General features: G+C 32.6%; 16 protein-coding genes. 6 read left to right on the forward strand and 10 right to left on the reverse strand.

Annotated elements, in window-relative coordinates:
* Window positions 1-2: 2 nt before the first annotated feature.
* The 7 genes from ATO12_RS09390 to ATO12_RS09420 form a co-directional block, all read right to left on the reverse strand.
* Window positions 3-1,136, reverse strand: a complete 1,134-nt coding sequence (locus ATO12_RS09390; RefSeq protein WP_034241474.1) for a type II secretion system F family protein — start codon at window positions 1,134-1,136, stop codon at window positions 3-5.
* On the reverse strand, window positions 1,126-1,620 hold the full coding sequence (locus ATO12_RS09395) for a PulJ/GspJ family protein (protein WP_131248804.1): 495 nt from the start codon (window positions 1,618-1,620) through the stop codon (window positions 1,126-1,128). Before ATO12_RS09395 ends, ATO12_RS09390 begins: the two co-directional genes overlap by 11 nt.
* Window positions 1,607-1,948 (reverse strand): hypothetical protein, encoded by a 342-nt coding sequence (locus ATO12_RS24745; protein ID WP_051575710.1) that lies wholly within the window; start codon window positions 1,946-1,948, stop codon window positions 1,607-1,609. The genes ATO12_RS09395 and ATO12_RS24745 overlap by 14 nt, the downstream gene beginning before the upstream one ends.
* Window positions 1,926-3,149 carry a bactofilin family protein gene (locus ATO12_RS09405; RefSeq protein ID WP_131248805.1) on the reverse strand — a complete coding sequence of 408 codons (1,224 nt, stop codon included), beginning with the start codon at window positions 3,147-3,149 and terminating at the stop codon, window positions 1,926-1,928. The genes ATO12_RS24745 and ATO12_RS09405 overlap by 23 nt, the downstream gene beginning before the upstream one ends.
* The gene (locus ATO12_RS24750) at window positions 3,146-3,922 is read right to left on the reverse strand and encodes a toxin-antitoxin system YwqK family antitoxin (RefSeq protein ID WP_051575711.1); all 777 of its coding nucleotides are present in this window, start codon (window positions 3,920-3,922) and stop codon (window positions 3,146-3,148) included. The genes ATO12_RS09405 and ATO12_RS24750 overlap by 4 nt, the downstream gene beginning before the upstream one ends.
* 729 nt (window positions 3,923-4,651) lie before the next feature.
* Window positions 4,652-7,837: a cytochrome c biogenesis protein gene (gene ccsA, locus ATO12_RS09415; protein WP_034241977.1), complete on the reverse strand. Its 3,186-nt coding sequence runs from the start codon at window positions 7,835-7,837 to the stop codon at window positions 4,652-4,654.
* A 239-nt stretch (window positions 7,838-8,076) separates the two neighbouring features.
* Complete coding sequence (locus ATO12_RS09420; protein ID WP_205625232.1) at window positions 8,077-9,405, reverse strand: hypothetical protein; 1,329 nt, start codon at window positions 9,403-9,405, stop codon at window positions 8,077-8,079.
* A 302-nt stretch (window positions 9,406-9,707) separates the two neighbouring features.
* Between ATO12_RS09420 and ATO12_RS09425 the strand changes: the two genes are divergently transcribed.
* The 3 genes from ATO12_RS09425 to ATO12_RS09435 are packed head-to-tail and all read left to right on the forward strand — an operon-like array spanning window position 9,708 to window position 11,594.
* Window positions 9,708-10,472, forward strand: coding sequence for a Rossmann-like and DUF2520 domain-containing protein (locus tag ATO12_RS09425; RefSeq protein ID WP_034241478.1), 765 nt, complete (start codon window positions 9,708-9,710; stop codon window positions 10,470-10,472).
* The gene (locus ATO12_RS09430; protein ID WP_034241479.1) at window positions 10,456-10,980 is read left to right on the forward strand and encodes a KdsC family phosphatase; all 525 of its coding nucleotides are present in this window, start codon (window positions 10,456-10,458) and stop codon (window positions 10,978-10,980) included. The genes ATO12_RS09425 and ATO12_RS09430 overlap by 17 nt, the downstream gene beginning before the upstream one ends.
* A 44-nt stretch (window positions 10,981-11,024) precedes the next feature.
* Window positions 11,025-11,594 carry a non-canonical purine NTP diphosphatase gene (locus ATO12_RS09435; protein WP_034241480.1) on the forward strand — a complete coding sequence of 190 codons (570 nt, stop codon included), beginning with the start codon at window positions 11,025-11,027 and terminating at the stop codon, window positions 11,592-11,594.
* Window position 11,595: 1 nt separating this feature from the next.
* Here the strand turns inward: ATO12_RS09435 and ATO12_RS09440 are convergent, their stop codons facing one another.
* Window positions 11,596-12,228, reverse strand: a complete 633-nt coding sequence (locus ATO12_RS09440) for a CPBP family intramembrane glutamic endopeptidase (protein WP_034241481.1) — start codon at window positions 12,226-12,228, stop codon at window positions 11,596-11,598.
* Window positions 12,229-13,069: 841 nt separating this feature from the next.
* On the opposite strand from ATO12_RS09440, the gene nhaC reads away from it, so the two are divergent.
* From nhaC to ATO12_RS24760, 3 genes are all read left to right on the forward strand, one after another.
* Window positions 13,070-14,554 (forward strand): Na+/H+ antiporter NhaC, encoded by a 1,485-nt coding sequence (gene nhaC / locus ATO12_RS09445; protein WP_034241482.1) that lies wholly within the window; start codon window positions 13,070-13,072, stop codon window positions 14,552-14,554.
* A 296-nt stretch (window positions 14,555-14,850) separates the two neighbouring features.
* Window positions 14,851-16,089 (forward strand): S8 family serine peptidase, encoded by a 1,239-nt coding sequence (locus ATO12_RS24755; RefSeq protein WP_051575712.1) that lies wholly within the window; start codon window positions 14,851-14,853, stop codon window positions 16,087-16,089.
* Window positions 16,090-16,450: 361 nt separating this feature from the next.
* Window positions 16,451-17,698: a S8 family serine peptidase gene (locus ATO12_RS24760; protein WP_051575713.1), complete on the forward strand. Its 1,248-nt coding sequence runs from the start codon at window positions 16,451-16,453 to the stop codon at window positions 17,696-17,698.
* 285 nt (window positions 17,699-17,983) lie between these two features.
* On the opposite strand, the gene ATO12_RS09460 is transcribed toward ATO12_RS24760, so the two are convergent.
* On the reverse strand, window positions 17,984-18,541 hold the full coding sequence (locus ATO12_RS09460) for an OsmC family protein (RefSeq protein ID WP_034241483.1): 558 nt from the start codon (window positions 18,539-18,541) through the stop codon (window positions 17,984-17,986).
* Between the two features lie 29 nt (window positions 18,542-18,570).
* A complete protein-coding gene (locus ATO12_RS09465) occupies window positions 18,571-20,388 on the reverse strand; it encodes a PLP-dependent transferase (RefSeq protein WP_205625233.1) in 1,818 nt (605 codons plus the stop codon).

The raw sequence follows: 20,388 nt of genomic DNA on the forward strand, positions 1-20,388 counted from the left end.
TTTTAAGAAGGTTGAATAATTTTACTTAAATCAAACATAGGTGAATACATTGCAATTAATACAGTACCCACAACCAAACCTATGATTACGATTATTAATGGTTCCATAATAACACCAATCATCTTAGTTTGGTGTTGTACTTCTTCATCATATTGTTTAGCCAATCGCTCAAACATATCATCTAATTTATTTACCTGTTCGGCTACGCTAACAAGTGAAACCAATTTAAAATCATATATAGAATGTTTGGCTAATGCTTTTGAAAAAAGAGTTCCTTTTGTGACTTCTTTTTTGATCATATCTAAACTTGATTCTAATGGATAAAAGGATATCATACGCTGCACTAAATCCAAAGAAGTTACTAATGGAGTTTTTGCAGATAATAACAAGCTTAGTGATTGACAAAAACGAGTGATGTATATTTTTCTTACCAGTTTACCAAAAAACGGGATTCGTATAATTACATTAGATATTGCTTTTCTATAAAAAGTCCTGTCTTTAAAGTAAAAGTGAAAAGCGATTATAGAGATCAAAGCAGTACCAAAAACTATACTTATGGTCGAAAAATGCTCTGAAACAAAAATGATCTTTTTAGTTAAGTTTGGTAAATCTTTTCCAAACTGTTTAAATACAGTAGCGAACATAGGTACGACATACTTCATCATAAAATAAAGCACTCCAAAAGTTAACAGCAATACAAACGAAGGATATGTAAAAACCGATAATAACTGTCTTCGCATTTTTACTTTTCTGTCGAAATACTGAAATAACTCTAGTAATACTTCGTCTAATTTTCTGGTTTCTTCCCCAATTTTAACACTAAAGTATTCATACGGAGAGAATTTCCCGGAGTCTCGTAAGGCCTCGAATAAAGCTTTACCTTGTACCACTTCTTTTGTTATACCCTGTATCAAATTCTTGTGTTTCTCTTTTTTTTGTTGGTCTTTTAATATTTCCAGTGCTTTTCTAAAATCTACTCCAGAGTTTAATAAAACAGAAAGTTCTTTATAGAAATCCATTTTATCTTTATCAGAAAAACGATTACCAAAACTCACTTCTTTAGAGAAAAAACTATCGTTTTTCTTCTTTGTCTTAGTGACATTTTTTGTTTTATATGTTGAAATATTAATACTCATCCAGCAAATAATTATTCATTCTGGATGCAAGAGAAATTTCTTTTGATTCAAAAAAATCAAAACTTGCTCCCAGTATCTCAATTTTTAGTTTTATGAGTTGATATTTTTCCTCAATTTTTTCGTTTTGGTCAAACTGAACCTCCAGAACTTTTATATTAAAAGTGTCTACAGCCTCTGCTTTTCTAATGATTTTTTCTGTTTTGAAAAAATAGTGTATCTCTTTATTCGCATTCTCTAATACAATATGTCTATCATCATCTATAGCTATAGACGTGCTAAGCTGAACATCTTTTGAAAAAAGGTTTTGAAACTGGTTATATGTCATCAAATCATCTTGTTGATCTGCATAAACCACTACTTGTCTGGATAAATTATCATAAATAACATATACCATCGTAATGACCAATGATGATATCACCATGCCAATAACGAGTTCTAACATTGTAAATGCCTGTAATCGTGTATGTTTTTTATTCTCTAACAATGTATTGATATGTTTCTTTTTTTGATTGTACCCTTATCGTAAATACAACTTTATATCCTGCGTTATTTTCTAATTTCTCTACTTTTTTTACTACAGTAAAAGATTCAAAATCATAATCTTCATCTATAAATTGTTTTTCACTTTTTGTTTCCCAAAACAATTCCTTTACCTTTTGCCGAGCCTGGTAATGAGCAATACTATGATCAGAATCCAAAACTCTACTATAAATTATAAGCGCCATAGACAAACAAATTGCAATGATAGTCATGGCAATTACCGATTCTATAACAGACCCCGCTTTAACATTATATTTGTTTAATAATTGCATAGGGTTTAAAGTATTCACTTTTATTTTTAAAGAGCGGTATCCTTACAAATTCATCAGGAAGACTTTTCCTATCAATTGTTCCGTTTAAAATATAATTATCATAAGCAGAAGCTTCTGTTCTAAGGTAAAAGTTACTTGTGTATACTGTACCTATTACATTTCCTTTAAGTTGCAACTTACCACTACAGTAGATATCTCCAATTACTTCGGCGTCTTCCTCTACAGTAATTATTTTATCTAATCCTCTATTTATATCATTTATCACTACTCCTCCCAAAATCTTACTTTTCTTTCCTATAACAACCTCTCTTTTATCTACATTACCTGTATTCATCAAAATACCCGATGGATATTTTAAAACTACATTTTCTTCAAGTCCAACAACTTTTTCTGCGAGTACCTGTACATTACCAACAAAACCAGATTCGAACGCTACCTTAGGAGCCTCTATGATAATATCTTCTAGTACATTATTTTTTTTGATATAGATCGAGTCTTTAGATTTTATAACAATATTTCCCGAAAGCTTTTTATTATCTACGATTATCGTATCACTTTCTATAACCAGCGTTTGCTTACTAAAGCCATTATACAGAACAACATTATCTTTTATTTCATTTAACCTAATCTGGCGTGCATTATCAATATCATATGCAAAATCTATATGATCAATCTTTGGCAAACTCGTTTTTGAATTACGTTTTGTACCTATCAAAAATTTTGTATCTCGATAGGCATTAGAAGTGATATATCCAGCTTTTATACCTGATTTTGGTAGAAACACATTACCTGTTATTTTGGCTTTTTCTACCATAAACAAAGGTTTCGAAGCATCTGAAAGGTAAAGTGCCAGTGCATCTTCTTTTTGCCACTGCCCTATCAAAGCTGCTCTTTTTATGGTGTCTTTCTTAAAAACAGAAGTGGTTAACAATACCTTATAAAATCCCCACGGTTTTATTCTACCAGATGAAACCATACCATTATCAAAAACATCCACGGTAATTCTCTTCTCTTCGATATCCTCTATTTTTGCAAGAAAATACTCTTGTGCAGATTCATTGTTAGATACCAGTTCGGCATGGGCATCAAGCATTCCCTGGTGTATTTTAGCATATCCGCTCATCAATAGCAGCGAATAACAAAATATCCCTACTACAATACAAATTAGTATTGCATACGCTATAGAACCGGCTTTTATCACGTATTATCCTTTTCTTTTTTACCAAACAACCGTTGAAAGAAATTTGGTTTATCGTTAGTTGTCTTTTTTTGTTTTGCTTTTTTAACTCCCTTTTTAGTATTCCCTTTTGCTTTTGGGTTATTATTCTTTGTCTTTTTAGAAGTTGCCTTATTTTTATCTTTTTTAGAAAAAAGTCTTTTAAAGAAACCTGGTTTTTTCTCCTGAGGAACTACTGAATCTTTGACTTTCTTTTTAAATAATTTACCAAAGAATCCTGGCTGTAGTGTATCTTTTTCTTTACGTACTTTTTTACTATAATCTATGGTATCACCTTTTTGTACAAAAACCCATTTCCCAGATCGTTTACCACTGGTATATTTACCCTTTGATATTACATTACCAATACTATCATAGAATACACATTTGCCATTTAGAACTCCTTTGTTCCAGTTTTCTGTAGTTGCTAATTGACCATTTTTATACCAGGATTTCCAGACACCAATCTTTTTTCCTTTATTAAAATTACCTTTCTCTGCCAATTCATTAGAGTAGTAATACTTGGTATATAACCCATCCAATAATGCTCCTGCATAATCACTTTGCGTAGCCTGTACTTTTCTGGATTTAAACCAATAGTATTTTACTCCTGTTTTTGGTTTTGGCTCATCTTCTGTAATATGAAAACTTTCTTTATACTCGGTAGTACTGATATTTTTCTTATTAAACAGTTCCTGTGAGGTTTTACAACTCAACAGGCAGGTAAATATGATACTTATATATATTATTTTTTGCATTCCTTTACAATACTTTTCTAACCCTTGTGGTTATTATTTTTTTTTCGCAAACTTATTGTTATACTATTATATAATTTGATACTCAAAATGTAGTTTATTCCTTATTACATTATACTTAGTAAACTACATCAACTATTAATATAAAAAGTTAAAAAACCAAACTAAAAACCTCAATCAACAAACTGTATATCAAACCATTAAACATAAATTTCAAAATAAACACATAGGTACAAGACCTTGTATATTTATAAAAAATGAAGTCGCAAATATATTCATTTTTAAGTTGTTAAAAAGTTAAGATTTAACTTTGCTTTAAGAGATTTATTTTTCTTAAAAAAGCTAGCTCTCTATACGTTTTCAAACCTTACATTACATATAATCAAACATATTAGATCACTTGTTATCATGCTTTTATCTTAATCTGGATCTCATAAAAAATTATGTCTAATCTTACATTATGTCGTTTTTCACAGTACAAGAATACGAGTCCTGAGTTTCATTTTTCGGGACTGAGGATTTTTTTTTTAATTTTTTTTAATATGACCCAAAAAAAAGATATAAAAACTGTGTTGTATGTTAGATTTCACTAAGCAATTCTGATTATCATTATGCATTGATAATTACAGGGAATATCTAGTTCTGTCCTTTTTTTTAACAAAAAAACACCATACTATTATCAAATATATAAGGATAATGAGTTTTAGAAACTTTATAAAATAGAGAATTTGATTATTTCTTTGTAGAAATTACTTTTTTATTTTTCTTATAATGCACTTTGTTTCTCCAATATGAAACTATGCCTAGTAGCGCTAAAAAGGCAATAGAATAATAGACTGCGTTAGGCGTAATCACTTTATCTCCACTAGCATACGAATGCAATCCTTTGAGGTAAAAATTAACTCCAAAATACGTCATTAAAATACTATATACAGCAATAACAGAGGCCAGGTTAAACCACCATCTTCCTCTTAGACCTGGCACTAATCTCATATGTATCACAAAAGCATACACCATAATACTTATCAAAGCCCACGTTTCTTTTGGATCCCAACCCCAGTAGCGTCCCCAACTCTCATTAGCCCACATACCCCCAAGGAAATTACCAATAGTAAGCATAACTAACCCAATAGTAAGTGCCATCTCATTGATAATGGTTATCTCTTTAATATTAATATCCATTCGTTTCTTATTTGATTCTGTTGTTAATATCATTAATAACAACGATAGAATCCCTAAAATTGCTCCGACAAAGAATGGTCCATAGCTACCTACAATAATAGACACATGAATCAATACCCAATATGAATCTAATACAGGTTGTAAATTTGCAATTGCGGGGTCTGTCCAGTTTTCATGAGCAAAAAACAAGATAATTGCCGCTACAAAAGTGGTAGCTGCAATGGTAAGGTTACTTCTTTTTCCAAAAGCAAGACCTATTGCCAGGGTTGTCCACCCAACATAAATCATAGATTCATATGCGTCACTCCATGGTGCATGTCCCGAAACATACCAGCGAATAATTAATCCTGCAGTATGTAGAATAAAAAGTAGAATAACTATTCCAATTGAACCATTAATTGCCCCTCTAACAATTTTAGAATCTTTAAATATCCTTACAATTACAAATATCATTAGCAGTAAGCCTATTACGCCATAGTATCGGTATAGTGTTCTAAAAATGTCATATTTATTCAGTACAATTTCTGCTTTGATTTTTTTATCTGTTGGTAATACTTCGTTTCCAAATTTTTTCTGAAAACTTTTAATGCTTTCAATATATTGATCAGGTTTGCTATAATCTCCTGTTGTTCTTGCTTCTCGTAAAGATTGGCGATAAATCGGAATGATCTGTCTGGTGTATACCGAATCCATTCCGCTAAATTTAAATTCATTTAACTCAGGCATAGAAACCCATTTGTTTCCTTCATCACCCGGAACCGGAAAAACTCTTAAAATTCCTCCTCCTAAAGCTTGATTAAGTAGATAAAATTTTTCATGAGTTTTGAGAAAATCTTTTTCAAAACTACTTGGGGTATTTGTGCTACTTGCTTTTTCTAAATAAGGAGCTAACTTATATGATCCGTCTGGTTCTACAAGATCTATTAAAGATACTCTTCTTTCGGTTTTCGGAACTCCTAATATCTTACGTATACTATCATTTTCTCTTTTAATTTCTATAATTGGCATGCTGTACCAGATAAATGGGTTTTCTACCATTGATACAAACACTTGGTCTGCATTCAAACCTTTATAGGTATCTTTTTTACTAAGTTTACGCAATAATTCTGAGGAAAAAGTATTTACAGGCTTCATCCTCCCTCTTTCATCCTGTATCACTATGCTTCCAAACTTAGCCGCATGAGCAGCAGGAACAACATTGGCTAAAATAACCGAGTCTAATTGTGCCTTACTAGGTAACGATGGTAAGTGATTTGTATGATCAGGCTGAGGTTGGTCTTGCGCAAAAGAAAAAGTGGATACTAGTAATGCCAAAAATATGGTTAATGTTTTTTTCTTCTTCTTTATTTTACTCAATTTATCTTCTATTTCTTTAAAACGCGATCCTTTGGTAAAAAGAATTAACATTAATCCTAAATATAATAACATATATCCTATATAAGTAATCCATGTACCCCAACGATCATGATTTACAGAAAGTACAGTTCCTTTTTCATCTGGATCAAAAGAGGCTTGAAAAAACCTATATCCTTTATGATCTAGTACATGATTCATATAAATATCATATGGTTGAGAAGAATTTCCTTCTACAATATCAACTTTACTCTTAAAAGATTTATAAACATTTTGCGTACCCGGGAATTTTTCGGCTATAAAATCATTTAATTTTAATGCAAAAGGTAATTCCATTTGTTTAGAACCATAGCTAAAATACATATCCAAACCTCCTAATGAGATTTTGGTCATATCGTTATTATACCCTTTTCCTCCCAATAGCTTAACTTCTTTGGTTTCTCCATTAGTAGAGACACTTAATACCAAGGCATCTTCTTGTCCTTTGTCTTTAACCTCGATAGGAACTACATCATATTTACCGGTAATTACAGGATCAGGAATTACAAATTGCATTCCCGCAGTTTGGTACAACGATCTAAGCATTAAAGGTTGAAGACTATCTTTAAATACTAATCCTTGCATCTGATCTGCCATTCTTAAAAATGACCCGTCAAAAGGAGATTCTATAAAGTAATCATCATTTTTATAGGTAATATTTATTGCTCCTTTGGTTGGTTTATTAAAACTAACCAATATATTATGAATATTAGAAACCTCTCCTTCTTTTAGAAAATGATCATGACGATTACCATCTCCAGCTTCTACTACTTTAAGATAGTTCTCTCCATCTTCAGTTTCAACTAATCCCATTTCTGCTCCCTGGATATAGTTTTGATATGTTATTGTAACAGGTTGCTTATTATAATCGGTATGAATAGTAAAATCATTAGTAGTCGCTTCTGCTAATTCTAATGCTTCTGTGATGATACGTCTGCGAGGTTCTCCATTAATTTCTCCATCCAAAAAAACGGATAAATATGTTTTTTCAGAAAGAAAAGTAGATGTTGTTTCTCCTTCTCTAATGGGCATAACGCCCTCATAGCTTATATATCGAGTAACAAAAGCCCCTATGATAATTAAAATAAAAGATAAATGAAGCAATAATGTTGCCCATTTATCTTTCTTATATAATTTATAGCGTACAATATTTCCGCAGAAATTAATAACAAAAAATACCATAATAGCCTCAAACCACCATGTATTATACACCCAAATTCTAGCTGCTGTGGTTCCGTGTGCGTCTTCTAAAAACGTTCCTACTCCCATAGAAAACGCAAAAACAATAAATAAAACTGCCATTAATCGTGTGGAGAACAAAATACTCGCTAGCTTATCTTGCATAGTTACCTTCTTTTTTTGCTGGGCAAATTTACTATTTTTAGAAGGATAATGTACCATGATCGCCTTTTGATTTTATGGTTTTAACAGAAGTATAAGTATTACCGATATCACTTTTTCGTTTTTTATAGAAAGATGTTATGTTCTATATACTTTTAGCGCTAACCACTTCTGGAAAAAACATCAAAAAAAGCAAGGCCAAAATCTGTAATGAATATAGAATTTGGCCTTTTTTATTTCTATTATAGCGCTTTTAGATATTCGACCAGATCATCTTGTTCCTGATTTGATAACTCTAGACCAAAATGATCGTTATAATGTATAACTACATCATTAAGAGTAGTAAATCGCCCATCATGAAAGAAACCATTACCATTAGATTTAACAAATATTCCTCTTAATGGTGGTGTTCTGTACATTTCTGTAGGGGATCTCTTTGCTTCAAAATCATCGATACCAATTTCTTCTGGAGTATGTAATATATTATCTGCAAAAGCACGCCCAGAATGACAAGAAATACAATTTGCTTTGCCTTCAAACAGTATTTTACCACGAATTGCCGAAGTCTCATCATAACTATCCGGATCTGGAGTTGGAGCTAGTATTGATAATTGATATTCTCGTAAGCCTTCCAGTTTCGAATCTACCATATCTACAGGTACGCTAACATCAAACAATCCTCTTTCTACTGCAAGTGGAAATTTTTCGGGATCATTTAATCTTTGATCAGAGAAATTCCCTTGTCCTCCCATGACCAAAACACCAATAAACCTATTCCAAAAGGATACTTCGCCCCAACCAGTATACGTTTCGTGGGTTATCCCCTGTAACCCATAAGCTGGTGGTATTACCAATGTTGCCAATTCTCCGTTAGGTTTTGTTACTTTTCCGTCCATTAATAATGTGGGGGCAAATCTTCCTGGCCCCCATGCATTAACAACACTATTAAAAGTCTCGACATCAACATCTAAAATAGCTGCAAGAGGAGCGTTTTTAACAAATCCCAAAATAGCTCCGACATTAAGATCTGTATTTGCCCAACCATCTTTCCTGCTTCCAATCCCAGAGGTAAATGAATCATCTACTGTAGAATGACATAAGGCACATGTGATTCCCACAGAAGTTAATTTTTTATTTTCATCAAAACTTCCTTTTACACCAATAACTGCATCCAAATCTAACAAAGCTATTGTGGTCATTGGGTCTGTTAAATCAATACTTCCATCTGTAATACCATCGACTACAGCTTGTGGTAATACTTCTGCATCTACTTTAAGTCCTATTGCCAAAGCTGTAGTTGGGTCAAGACCCGGTCCAAAACCTCCATTTGCTGTTCCCAAAATAGCTTTATCCAACTCTAATAAATCTGTCCATTGCGCCTCACTTCCAAAAGTGTCATGCCTAAAAATTTCTTTTCCCTGGGCAACCAAAGAAGGATCCAAATTAAGTTCTACCGGAGGTGGTATTACCAATTCTTCGGGTATTGGAATCAAATCATCATCCTTACACTGAGTAAAAAGTATACTAATGCCAAAGAGCATCAGAAAGAATATTATTTTTCTTAGTTTCATAGCGGTTATTTTTAATGAATTATGTAAAAGTTTTGATCATTCATGTAGTATTAATTTTTACGAGTTTTTCGCTATTGTATTAGCTACACGAGGATTTATTGTAAACCTTAGATAAATGCATCTAAAAAAGGTTACAAAATTTTGCGTTTTTTTAAACCAGGGCTAATTTTGATGGGTACTACTCCCTAAATATTTTATTCTGGATTAGTATCAATACTGCCTTTTACTACAGAACTCATTTAAAATAAAAATGAAAAAGTGTATTACTCTACTTTTTATGGGAACTTCCTTATTTTAGCCAAATGATTAGAGTTATAATTCTTGGTGCCGGTAATGTAGCTAAACACTTGTATACTGCTTTTTATAATCAAAAATCGGTAGAAGTTGTACAGTGTTACAATCGTAAAGGATTACCGTTACATCCTGATCAGAAAGAAAACACTATTATACAGGATTTTAGCGCTCTGCAAGAAGCAGATATTTATATTCTGGCGGTAAGTGATGATGCAATTGAAGAGGTTTCTAACCTATTACCTTTTACAAATAAGCTTATCGTACATACCTCTGGTAGTGTTCCTATGAATGCTCTGGCGAATACTAATAAGAGAGGTGTTTTTTATCCATTACAAACATTTAGTAAAGATAAAACTGTTGACTTTAGCACTATTCCTTTTTGTTTGGAGGCTGAAAATGAAACCGATCTCATGCTGTTAAAAGAACTAAGCACTACCCTTTCTAATAAGGTATATGAAATTTCTTCAGAACAACGTAATATACTTCATGTTTCTGCTGTATTCGTAAATAATTTCACAAATTATTTGTTTTCAACAGCAAACGATATTTGTAATGAACATGATGTTCCTTTTGAAATTTTACATCCTTTGATTTTGGAGACTGCACAAAAAATCACAAAAATGAATCCAGATCTGGCTCAAACAGGACCCGGGATACGTAATGATTCTAAAACCATAAACAGGCATTTAAAAATAATAACCGATACTACACAACAAGAACTATATAAAACCCTTACCAAAGCAATACAATCTAAATATGGAAAAAAGTTATAAAGAATATCTACAGCACATTACCACTTTTATTTTTGATGTAGATGGTGTACTTACCGATGGTACTGTCATTATCAATACCGATGGACAACTGCTAAGAACAATGAATATTAAAGATGGATACGCATTGAAAACTGCAATACAACAGGGTTTTAAAGTATGTATTATTTCTGGAGGAAAAAACGAAGGTGTGCGGCAACGTTTAAAAGGCTTAGGAATAACCGATATATATCTTGGAGCACATCACAAAGTAGAACAACTAAATGAATACCTCGAAACTAATAACATTAACATAAAAAATGTGTTATATATGGGAGATGATATTCCTGATTTACCAGTCATGAAAATGGTAGGATTGCCAACTTGTCCTCAAGATGCAGTTGCAGAAGTAAAAGAAGTTTCTAAATACGTGTCCTATAAAAAGGGAGGTAAAGGATGTGCAAGAGATGTTATCGAACAAGTACTTAAAGTCCAGGAGAAATGGATATTAGATTTTGATGCAAAGGCATAACAAGATTTTTTTTGAAAATTATATATTAGAAATTACTTATTTAAATGAAGATCGTATTCGCTACAAATAATCTTAATAAAATAAAAGAAGTACAAGCATTACTACCTTCTACTATACAAATAGTAGGACTTGGCGATATAGGTTGTATAGAAGATATTCCTGAAACTTCTTCTACTATTGAAGGTAATGCAATGCAAAAGGCCAATTATATCAAAGAGCATTATGGGTTTGATTGTTTTGCAGATGATACAGGTCTTGAAGTCGAATCGTTGCATGGTGCTCCCGGAGTATACTCGGCAAGGTATGCCGGTGAAGCCAAAGATGCTAATGCCAATATGGATAAACTTTTAAAAGAATTAAAAGAAAAAGAAAATCGTAAAGCACAGTTTAAAACTGTAATCTCTTTGGTAGCTAATAAAAAAATCAAAACATTTACAGGAATATGCTCTGGTTCTATTACCAAAGATAAGAGAGGTAAAGGAGGGTTTGGGTATGACCCCGTTTTTTTACCCGATGGATATACCGAAACATTTGCCGAACTTTCTTTATCAGAAAAAAACAAGATCGGTCATCGAGGAAAAGCAGTACGCAAGCTTATTGAATATTTTTTATGATTTATCCAGAACCGGGAAAAGCTAACATCTCTCCCATACCAACAGTAAATAACCAATTACCATAAATAGCATGTTCTATAGAAACTAAGGTAGTGGATTTTGTTTTTTGGTAAGTATAAGCAAATAATAAACCACCAACAAAAGTTAATACTTGCACTAAAAAACTACTCAAAAAAAGATGGGCTAAGGAAAAAAGGATTGCGTTTATAAAAATAAATAACCACTTATTACTAATCAGATTCTCATAACGCTCATAAAAAAAGGTTCTATATATAATCTCCTGTGGCCAAACAGACAAGAATGTATATACAAAAAGAATAATTACCCATAATCCCGGTTTTTTTATAAGTACAGAAAACAACTTATCCGGAGCAATTAAAAAGACATACACTGCGGTTATTATCACAATAATCCCAAACTTAACTATAATTTCTTTCCAAAAAGGTTTCCAATATGCTTTAACAGGAAATTTCAACCTCAACAATCCTTTCTTTTTAAGAAAGACCAGAATATAAATAAACCCAAAAACAGTAGGTATAACTTTAAAAAGAAAGTGAGTATCTAATAAAAAGCTTATCGGTAGTAATACAAAAAAGCAAAATAACTCTAAGCCTTTATAAGTGTTAGTTTCCATCCTATTAGTTTTCGACTAATTTCAATATAAAAAATGAAACCAACACTATCAAGTATTGAAATTAGAATAGTGATTTTTTAACTATAGCAACACCTAAATATACGTTCATAATAAAAAAAAGCCTCTGGGGTATGAGGCTTATTAGGGTTTGGGGCGAAATTAATTTGGGCAAAAAAGACTAATTCTAGTTCAATGGGCTAATCAATATTTTAATTTCTTTATGTTTTTTCTTTTTGACATTTCAAAAGTATGTTGTTGAAATCAAAGTCTTACAAAACAACAGTATCAAAAATAATAAAATATCGATAAAATACCAAAAAATCAGATTAAATACATGATTTGTTTAACATATAATTATGATTATGTTATAATTGGTTCGTTAAACATCACATGTGAATCATAATGAAGGATAAAAAAACCAAAAGAAGCTAGTATAAATAAAGCCTATAAATGTCTTACCCATATAAAAAGCAAAAAGCCTCTGGGTATGAGGCTTATTAGGTTTAGTGTTTAAAATAACTCATTAAGAATTATTTTACTGGGACAAAAAAAGTCACAAAACAATCAAAAAATTTCAACTTTTCTCTTATTCTTTTTCTTTCACACTTCAAAAATAAAACACATTACAAATTTTATAATAAAATCACTGTCCGATAAAATCAAAAATATAGACGAAATACACAAAAACAAGATTAAATGTGTGTTTTTACTATTTTAATTCAACATTTTATATTCTTACATCTTTTCTATTTAGGTTTAAAAGTAATTAAACTCAATACAGACGTTGCATAGCTTTTATTAATATCGTAACATTACATCCATAAAATTTCGAATTTAGCATATGGAAAGTCAAAACATCACACCTACCAATCCCCAAAACGAAGATATTATTGAGAATAAAGAATTAAGCATCTGGGAAGCATTGATTCCAATTATTGCATTGGTTGTTATGTTATTCTTTAATGTCTATTATATTTATGGTGATGAAGCAATTAGTGGAAGTAATCAGTTCGTTTTACTTATGGGGGCTGCAGTAGCTGCGATCGTAGGATTTTATAATAAGGTAACTTATAAACAAATGATGGAAGAAGTTGCCAAAAATATAAAATCAACCTCTAGCGCATTAATTATACTATTATTGGTAGGATCGTTAGCAGGAACCTGGTTGATTAGCGGTATTATCCCTACCATGATTTATTATGGTTTACAAATTCTTAATCCAACTATTTTCCTGGCTGCCTGTGTAATTATTTGTGCTATTATATCTATTGCAACAGGTAGCTCCTGGACTACCTCTGCAACTGTAGGTATTGCACTTATTGGTATTGGTGATACCCTGGGAATCTCTCTCGGGATGACAGCAGGTGCTGTAATCTCTGGTGCTTATTTTGGAGATAAAATGTCTCCCCTATCCGATACCACAAACCTAGCCCCCGCAATGGCTGGCGGAGAGTTATTTTCTCATATAAAATATATGGCGTATACAACTATACCTACTATAGTAATCACGCTACTGGTTTTTATTGTTATCGGATTTACTATTGATACCTCTGGAACTCCCGAAATTAGCGAACAGTTACATGTTATTGATAATGCTTTTAATATTTCTCCCTGGTTATTTATTGTTCCTGTTTTAATTATTGGTTTAATTATTAAAAAAACACCTCCAGTAGTCGCATTACTTATAGGTACACTGTTTGGTGCTATTGCTGCCGTTATTGCTCAACCAGAAATCGTAACGACCGTTGCCGGTAGTGACGAATTCACATTTAATTCTGCATATAAAGGAGTGATGAATGCAATAACAACAAAAACATCTATACAAACATCCAATGCCGAACTTACTAAACTATTTACCTCTAAAGGAATGGTCGGAATGTTAAATACCATTTGGTTAATACTATGCGCAATGGTATTTGGTGGTGTGATGGATGCGATTGGAGCATTAGCTAGAATTAGTAAAGCTTTATTGAATTTATTCGATTCGGTATTTGGCCTTTTTGCCAGTACGGTAGTAAGCTGCCTTGCACTAAATGTAACTGCATCTGATCAATATTTAGCTATCGTAGTACCAGGAAGAATGTATGCCAAAGCTTATAAAGATAAAGGACTAGCACCAGAAAACCTTAGTCGTACTCTAGAGGATTCGGGAACTGTTACTTCGGTTCTAATTCCCTGGAATACTTGTGGAGCTTATCAAAGTGGAGTACTAAATGTACCTGTATTGGATTATTTCTTTTTTGCTATTTTTAACTGGCTTAGTCCATTTATGACACTAATTTTTGCTGCTTTCAGAATTAAAATAAAGCAGTTGGCTAAAGGCTAATAACGATCAACAACATACAAAAAAGCACATTGAGAACAATGTGCTTTTTTGTATTCCTAGATGTTTTAAAAGCATATTCATTCAGAATAAATTCGAAATAGAAAAAAAGTAAAACCTGCTAACCAACACATTACATATCAGTACTTAAGTTCAATTAGCCCTAATAAAATTCGAATACCGCATCAAAAACCACTCTTTTTTAGAATAGTTTTCAGTTTTTAACACAAAAAACAAGAATACCACTATTAAATACATGCAATTATAGATTTTTGAAATCTTAACATAAACTTAATATTATGAAAACAATTCAAAAAATTATTCGCATCAAAATGGTTCTAATCATGTTTGGAATCGCAATTTTTTTAAATTCTTGTTCTAAAGAAGAAGTTTCTGAGGACCTATCTACAGAAATTCCTTCTACAGGTATTAGTGCAGCTCAAGCAGTTCCTAATAGCTATATCATTGTTTTTAAAGAAGATGAAAAATTAAAAAAGAACAAACAAAAAGTAACCCAAAAAGCATCTGGTATTCTATCTAAGCACAAAATTTCTTCGGATAAAATGAAATTTGTTTACGAAACTGCAATACAAGGATTTAACGTTGATGACATTTCTACAAAAGAAGTAGAGTTACTTAAAAATGATCCTGATATTCTTGCTGTAGAGCCTAATTACATCGAGAAATTAGACGTTACTGTAGAACAAGGAGTAATGCCTTCTGTAACAACATCTAATAAGGCTGCAGCTACTGAAGGCTATTATGAAACCGGAGGAGATTATGTAGACTGGGGAGTTGTAAGAGTTGGAGGATACACCTACTCTACCGATAAAACTGCATGGGTTCTGGATAGTGGTGTGTATGCTCATCCTGATCTTAACATCGATTATGATCGAAGTACTACTTTTGTAGATAACAATTGGGGAGACAGAAACGGTCATGGTACTCACGTAGCAGGAATCATTGGTGCAATGCATAATGGGGATGGTGTTGTTGGAGTTGCTCCAGGAGCTAAAATCGTTGCGGTAAAAGTATTAAGTGATGAAGGAAGTGGAACACAAGCACAAATCATTGCAGGAATCAATTATGTTGCTAATAATGCTAGCTATGGTGATGTATGGAACTATAGTATAGGGTCTAAAAAAAGAAAAATTACTGTAGCTTATGAAACTGCTTTTAAAAACTTGGCCAAAGTAACCTTTGGAGCTATGGCTGCGGGAAATCAAAACGATGATGTACAATACTACTCTCCACAAAGAGAATTTATATCAAATGCTTGGGTAGTTGGCAACATGACCTCTTCAGATGCTGCTGCATCAGGTTCTAATTATGGAGATAACGTACATGCATGGGGACCAGGAACAGGGATTTGGTCGTGTGGTATAGGTGGCAATGAATTTGCAAAAAAATCAGGTACTTCTATGGCTTCTCCTTATGTGGCAGGTGTATTACTAGTTAGAGGAAATGGCAAAATTATTAGTGATGGCACTGTTAGCAAAGGAGGATATTCTGCTTCTATAGCAGTCGTAAAAAAATAAAACCATTCTAATGATATTTTTATTTCAGAAATTAATTAGTTGTACATAAGCAAACTTAGTTGTTTGTGTATGCTGTAAAAGGCTGTTTAACATGTTAAACAGCCTTTATTCTTTATTCTGAGGAAGGTTTAAAAATCATATTTATTGATAAAAAATTCGAAATAAAAAATCAGTAAAATCCTACTAAACAACATATTACATTCTATCTTCTTTGTTTACCAGGTCCTAATAAAATTCGAATATCACATCAAAAAGAACTATTTTTTAGAATTGTTTTCAGTTTTTAACAAAAAAGTTAAGAATATGATTGTTAAGTATGTGTATTTATAGATTTTTGAAAACATAACATAAACTTAATATTATGAAAACAATTCAAAAAATTATTCGCATTAAGATGGTTCTAATCATGTTTGGAATCGCAACTTTTTTAAACTCTTGTTCTAAAGAAGAAGTCTCTGGGGAAGTATCAACAGAAATTCCTTCTACAGATATTAGTGCTGCACAAGCGGTTCCTAATAGCTATATTATTGTTTTTAAAGAAGATGAAAAATTAAAAAAGAACAAACAAAAAGTAACCCAAAAAGCATCTGGTATTTTATCTAAATACAAAATTTCTTCGGATAAAATGAAATTTGTTTATGAAACTGCGATACAAGGATTTAACGTTGATGGCATTTCTACAAAAGAAGTAGAGTTACTTAAAAACGATCCTGATATTCTTGCTGTAGAGCCTAATTACATCGAGAAATTAGACGTTACCGTAGAACAAGGAGTAATGCCTACTGTAACAACAGGAAAAGACTCTAATAAGGCTGCGGCTACTACCGGTTATTATGAAACCGGAGGAGATTATGTAGACTGGGGAGTTGTAAGAGTTGGAGGATACACCTACTCTACTGGAAAAACGGCATGGGTTCTGGATAGTGGTGTGTATGCTCATCCTGATCTTAACATCGATTATAATCGTAGTACTACTTTTGTAGATAACAATTGGGGAGACAGAAACGGGCATGGTACTCACGTGGCAGGAACCATTGGTGCAATGCATAATGGGGATGGTGTTGTTGGAGTTGCTCCAGGGGCTACAATTGTTGCAGTAAAAGTATTAAGTGATAGCGGATCTGGAACACAAGCGCAGATCATAGCAGGAATCAATTATGTTGCTAATAATGCTAGCTATGGTGATGTATGGAATTATAGTATAGGGTTTACTAGCAGAACAATTAGTGTAGCTTACGAAACGGCTTTTAGAAACTTAGCAAGAACTACATTTGGCGCTATGGCTGCTGGTAATAATAATGATGATGTACGATATTACTCACCACAAAGAGCATATATCGAAGGATGCTGGGTAGTTGGAAACATGACCAATATAGATGTTGCTGCAGGCGGTTCTAGCTACGGAGACAATGTACATGCATGGGCTCCGGGAACAAGAATCTGGTCTTGTGGTATAGGCGGTAACGAATTTGCACTAAAATCTGGTACTTCAATGGCTTCTCCTCATTTGGCAGGTATATTGCTTGTTAATGGAACTGGTAAGATTTATACTGATGGTAATATTAGCAAAGGAGGATATACAGCTCCTATAGGGGTCGCAAAAAAATAAAGACATTTTAATGATATTATTTCAGAAATTGGTTAATTGTAAATAAGCAAACTTGGTTGTTTGTGTATTCTGTAAAAGGCTGTTTAAAATTTTAAACAGCCTTTTCAATTTACTATAGGTAAACCACAAAAATTTACATGGTATCAAGACGAGTTGATTTATCATCCTATAGAAAACAGGGTTTACTTGATATTTTTGGTTTCTATAATATTAAAAGGCTGTATGAAAATTTCATACAGCCTTTCTTTATTTACCGCCAAAACGGGTAAATTCAAACTAAACTAACTAATTTTTTACCATTGTAGGATTAACTACCAGGCTAGAAATCATTTTCACTTTGTTTGATACGGTAGCATAGTTTGGTGAAAACTGGATAACCTGATCTGCAATTTCTTTAAAATCCTGCTCTGTACCATTTCCTTCAACAGTAAAGCAATATTCTATTGCATCGTATCCTACAGGAGAAGTTTCGTTTATGCCCAAAAATCCTTGTAAATCTAGAGTTGATTTTATCTCTAAAGAAACTCCTTCTAATTCGATTCCTTTTATTGAAGCCATAGCTACAAAAGTTACCATCATACAGCCCGAAAGTCCTCCTAACAAATAGTCCTGGGGTGTTGGAGAAGAATGTTCTCCTAATAGTTGTTCTGGCTCATCAATAACAAAAGAAAAGCTATGAGGTATCTTTTCATCTCCAAGCTGTAATGCATTGGTTTCAACCCCTACTTTTGTACCTCCTAACCAGGTCGCTTTAATACCTCCAGAATACATTCCATTCTTAGCATCCTGTTCAACTGTATTTTTATACGTCCCTAGAGCCTCTAAATTAATTCCGTTAATCATAATTTTTAAAGTTTTAATTGTTAATGTATTTAATTTAAGTATCCGTGATCTACTAATTGTTGTTGTACTTCCATGTATGTATCTGCATATAATTTATCTACTTCACTTCGGGACAAGAAAGAACTAGAGAATCCTGGTTTTTCTGGATCTATCATTAATTTTACAGATTGCATAAAGTGTTGTATCAATTCTTTAGGGTTTTCATTACCTACCGATACTCTCATTGTTGTTTTATGAATACCTGCCTCTATAAGCGCATCTTTATTTAACTCAGAATGAGATGTAAATGCAGGACATAAAAGTGTAGTATTAATCTGTCCTAAACTTACCTGAAGACCAAATGCAGGAGCTAACGTATCAAAGAACATTTTAAATGACTTATCCGATACTTTTGCTTTTTCAAAATCAATAGTGAATAAAGGCGAAGCTAGTTGATACTTACTAATTTTCTTCATAATACCATGATTATGGTTGTTTTCTAGTGCATTACAGTGTACTGTAATACCAGGGTTAGAGTCGAAGAACTTAGCCAACACCAAAGTATTTACACATTTTTGAACCATTCTCATGCTTAGTGTTTTCATACCCGATAACACCTCGAATGCAGTATCAGAATCTAAGAAAGCACCTTTAATGTAGTATACATTCCAGAATAAAGTTTCGTCCCATTTTATTCCATCTACTTCATCACCTTTTGGCAAGAACATTAGGTTATTTTTACCGATAATACCTCCTGCTATTGCATTACCAGATCCGGTAATATCTTTGGTATAGCTATGAAATAAGAAATCTGGTCTACATTCTTCATCTTCATGTTGTAATGGTTTGATTAAAAACGGTGTAGCTACAGTACCATCTAGCATTACTGTTGCTCCATTTTGCTTAGAAACTTTACAAATAGCAGGTACATCCAGCATATAACCATGAGGATTACAAGGGGACTCCATATACACATGTAATTTGTTCCCAGAAGAAAGAATATCCTTATAATCTTCTTTTGCTTTTTCTAATACTGGTTTAAAATCTTCAATAGAATATCCATCAAACCAAACCACATTAATGGCAAACTTATTCTTTTTAGCAAAAAAGTCTTCGATTAACTGGTAAACTCCTCCGTAGATATTTCTAGAAAGAATAAGAACATCTCCATGGTTTAATACATTACTCAATAGCGCATCTACAGCTGCCATACCACTATTAAAATTCCATGCAGTATACTCATCTGCATATTTACCTGCTTCTATGTGTACCATATGAGTAGCCAGAGCCATAGAAGTAGGATTTAATAACCTAGAGTATATATGGTGTATTGATTCTTTACCGTTAAAAGCATCATCGACCCATTCTGTACAAGAGTAATCGTATGTAGAGGTACGCGCAATTACTGGAGTCGCAGAAAACAAGGCTGCAATATTATTAAATAAAGGATGAGGTCCTTTGGCTTGTAAAGATTCGTCTGATTGCCCTAAAGACTGATAGGTTTTACTTAATGGGCTTTGTAATGTTTCTAATACTTTTGCTATCTGAAAAGATAAAAAACGTTTCGCATTAAAGTACGCTACTTTTTCTCCCTGATCTAACTTTGCAATTGTATTATTGGTTATTTCCTGTAATTTAGAAATATCTGATTGTGCATGGTAAATATCCATAGCAGCACCTTTTAGGGCTTCTCCATATGCACTATCAACATCTATTTGAAAATGTTCTAACTGCTCGATGGCCAACTCTTCTATAGTTGTGCTTGCTGTAGATTTTCTCCTAGGTGATAACACTTTAGCCATATCCATATTTTCATTTTTTGCTATGGCTTCATCTGATAACATCTCTACGTTTTCTATACTATTCAT

Source organism: Aquimarina atlantica (assembly GCF_000626715.1).
GTDB classification, from domain to species: Bacteria; Bacteroidota; Bacteroidia; order Flavobacteriales; family Flavobacteriaceae; genus Aquimarina; species Aquimarina atlantica.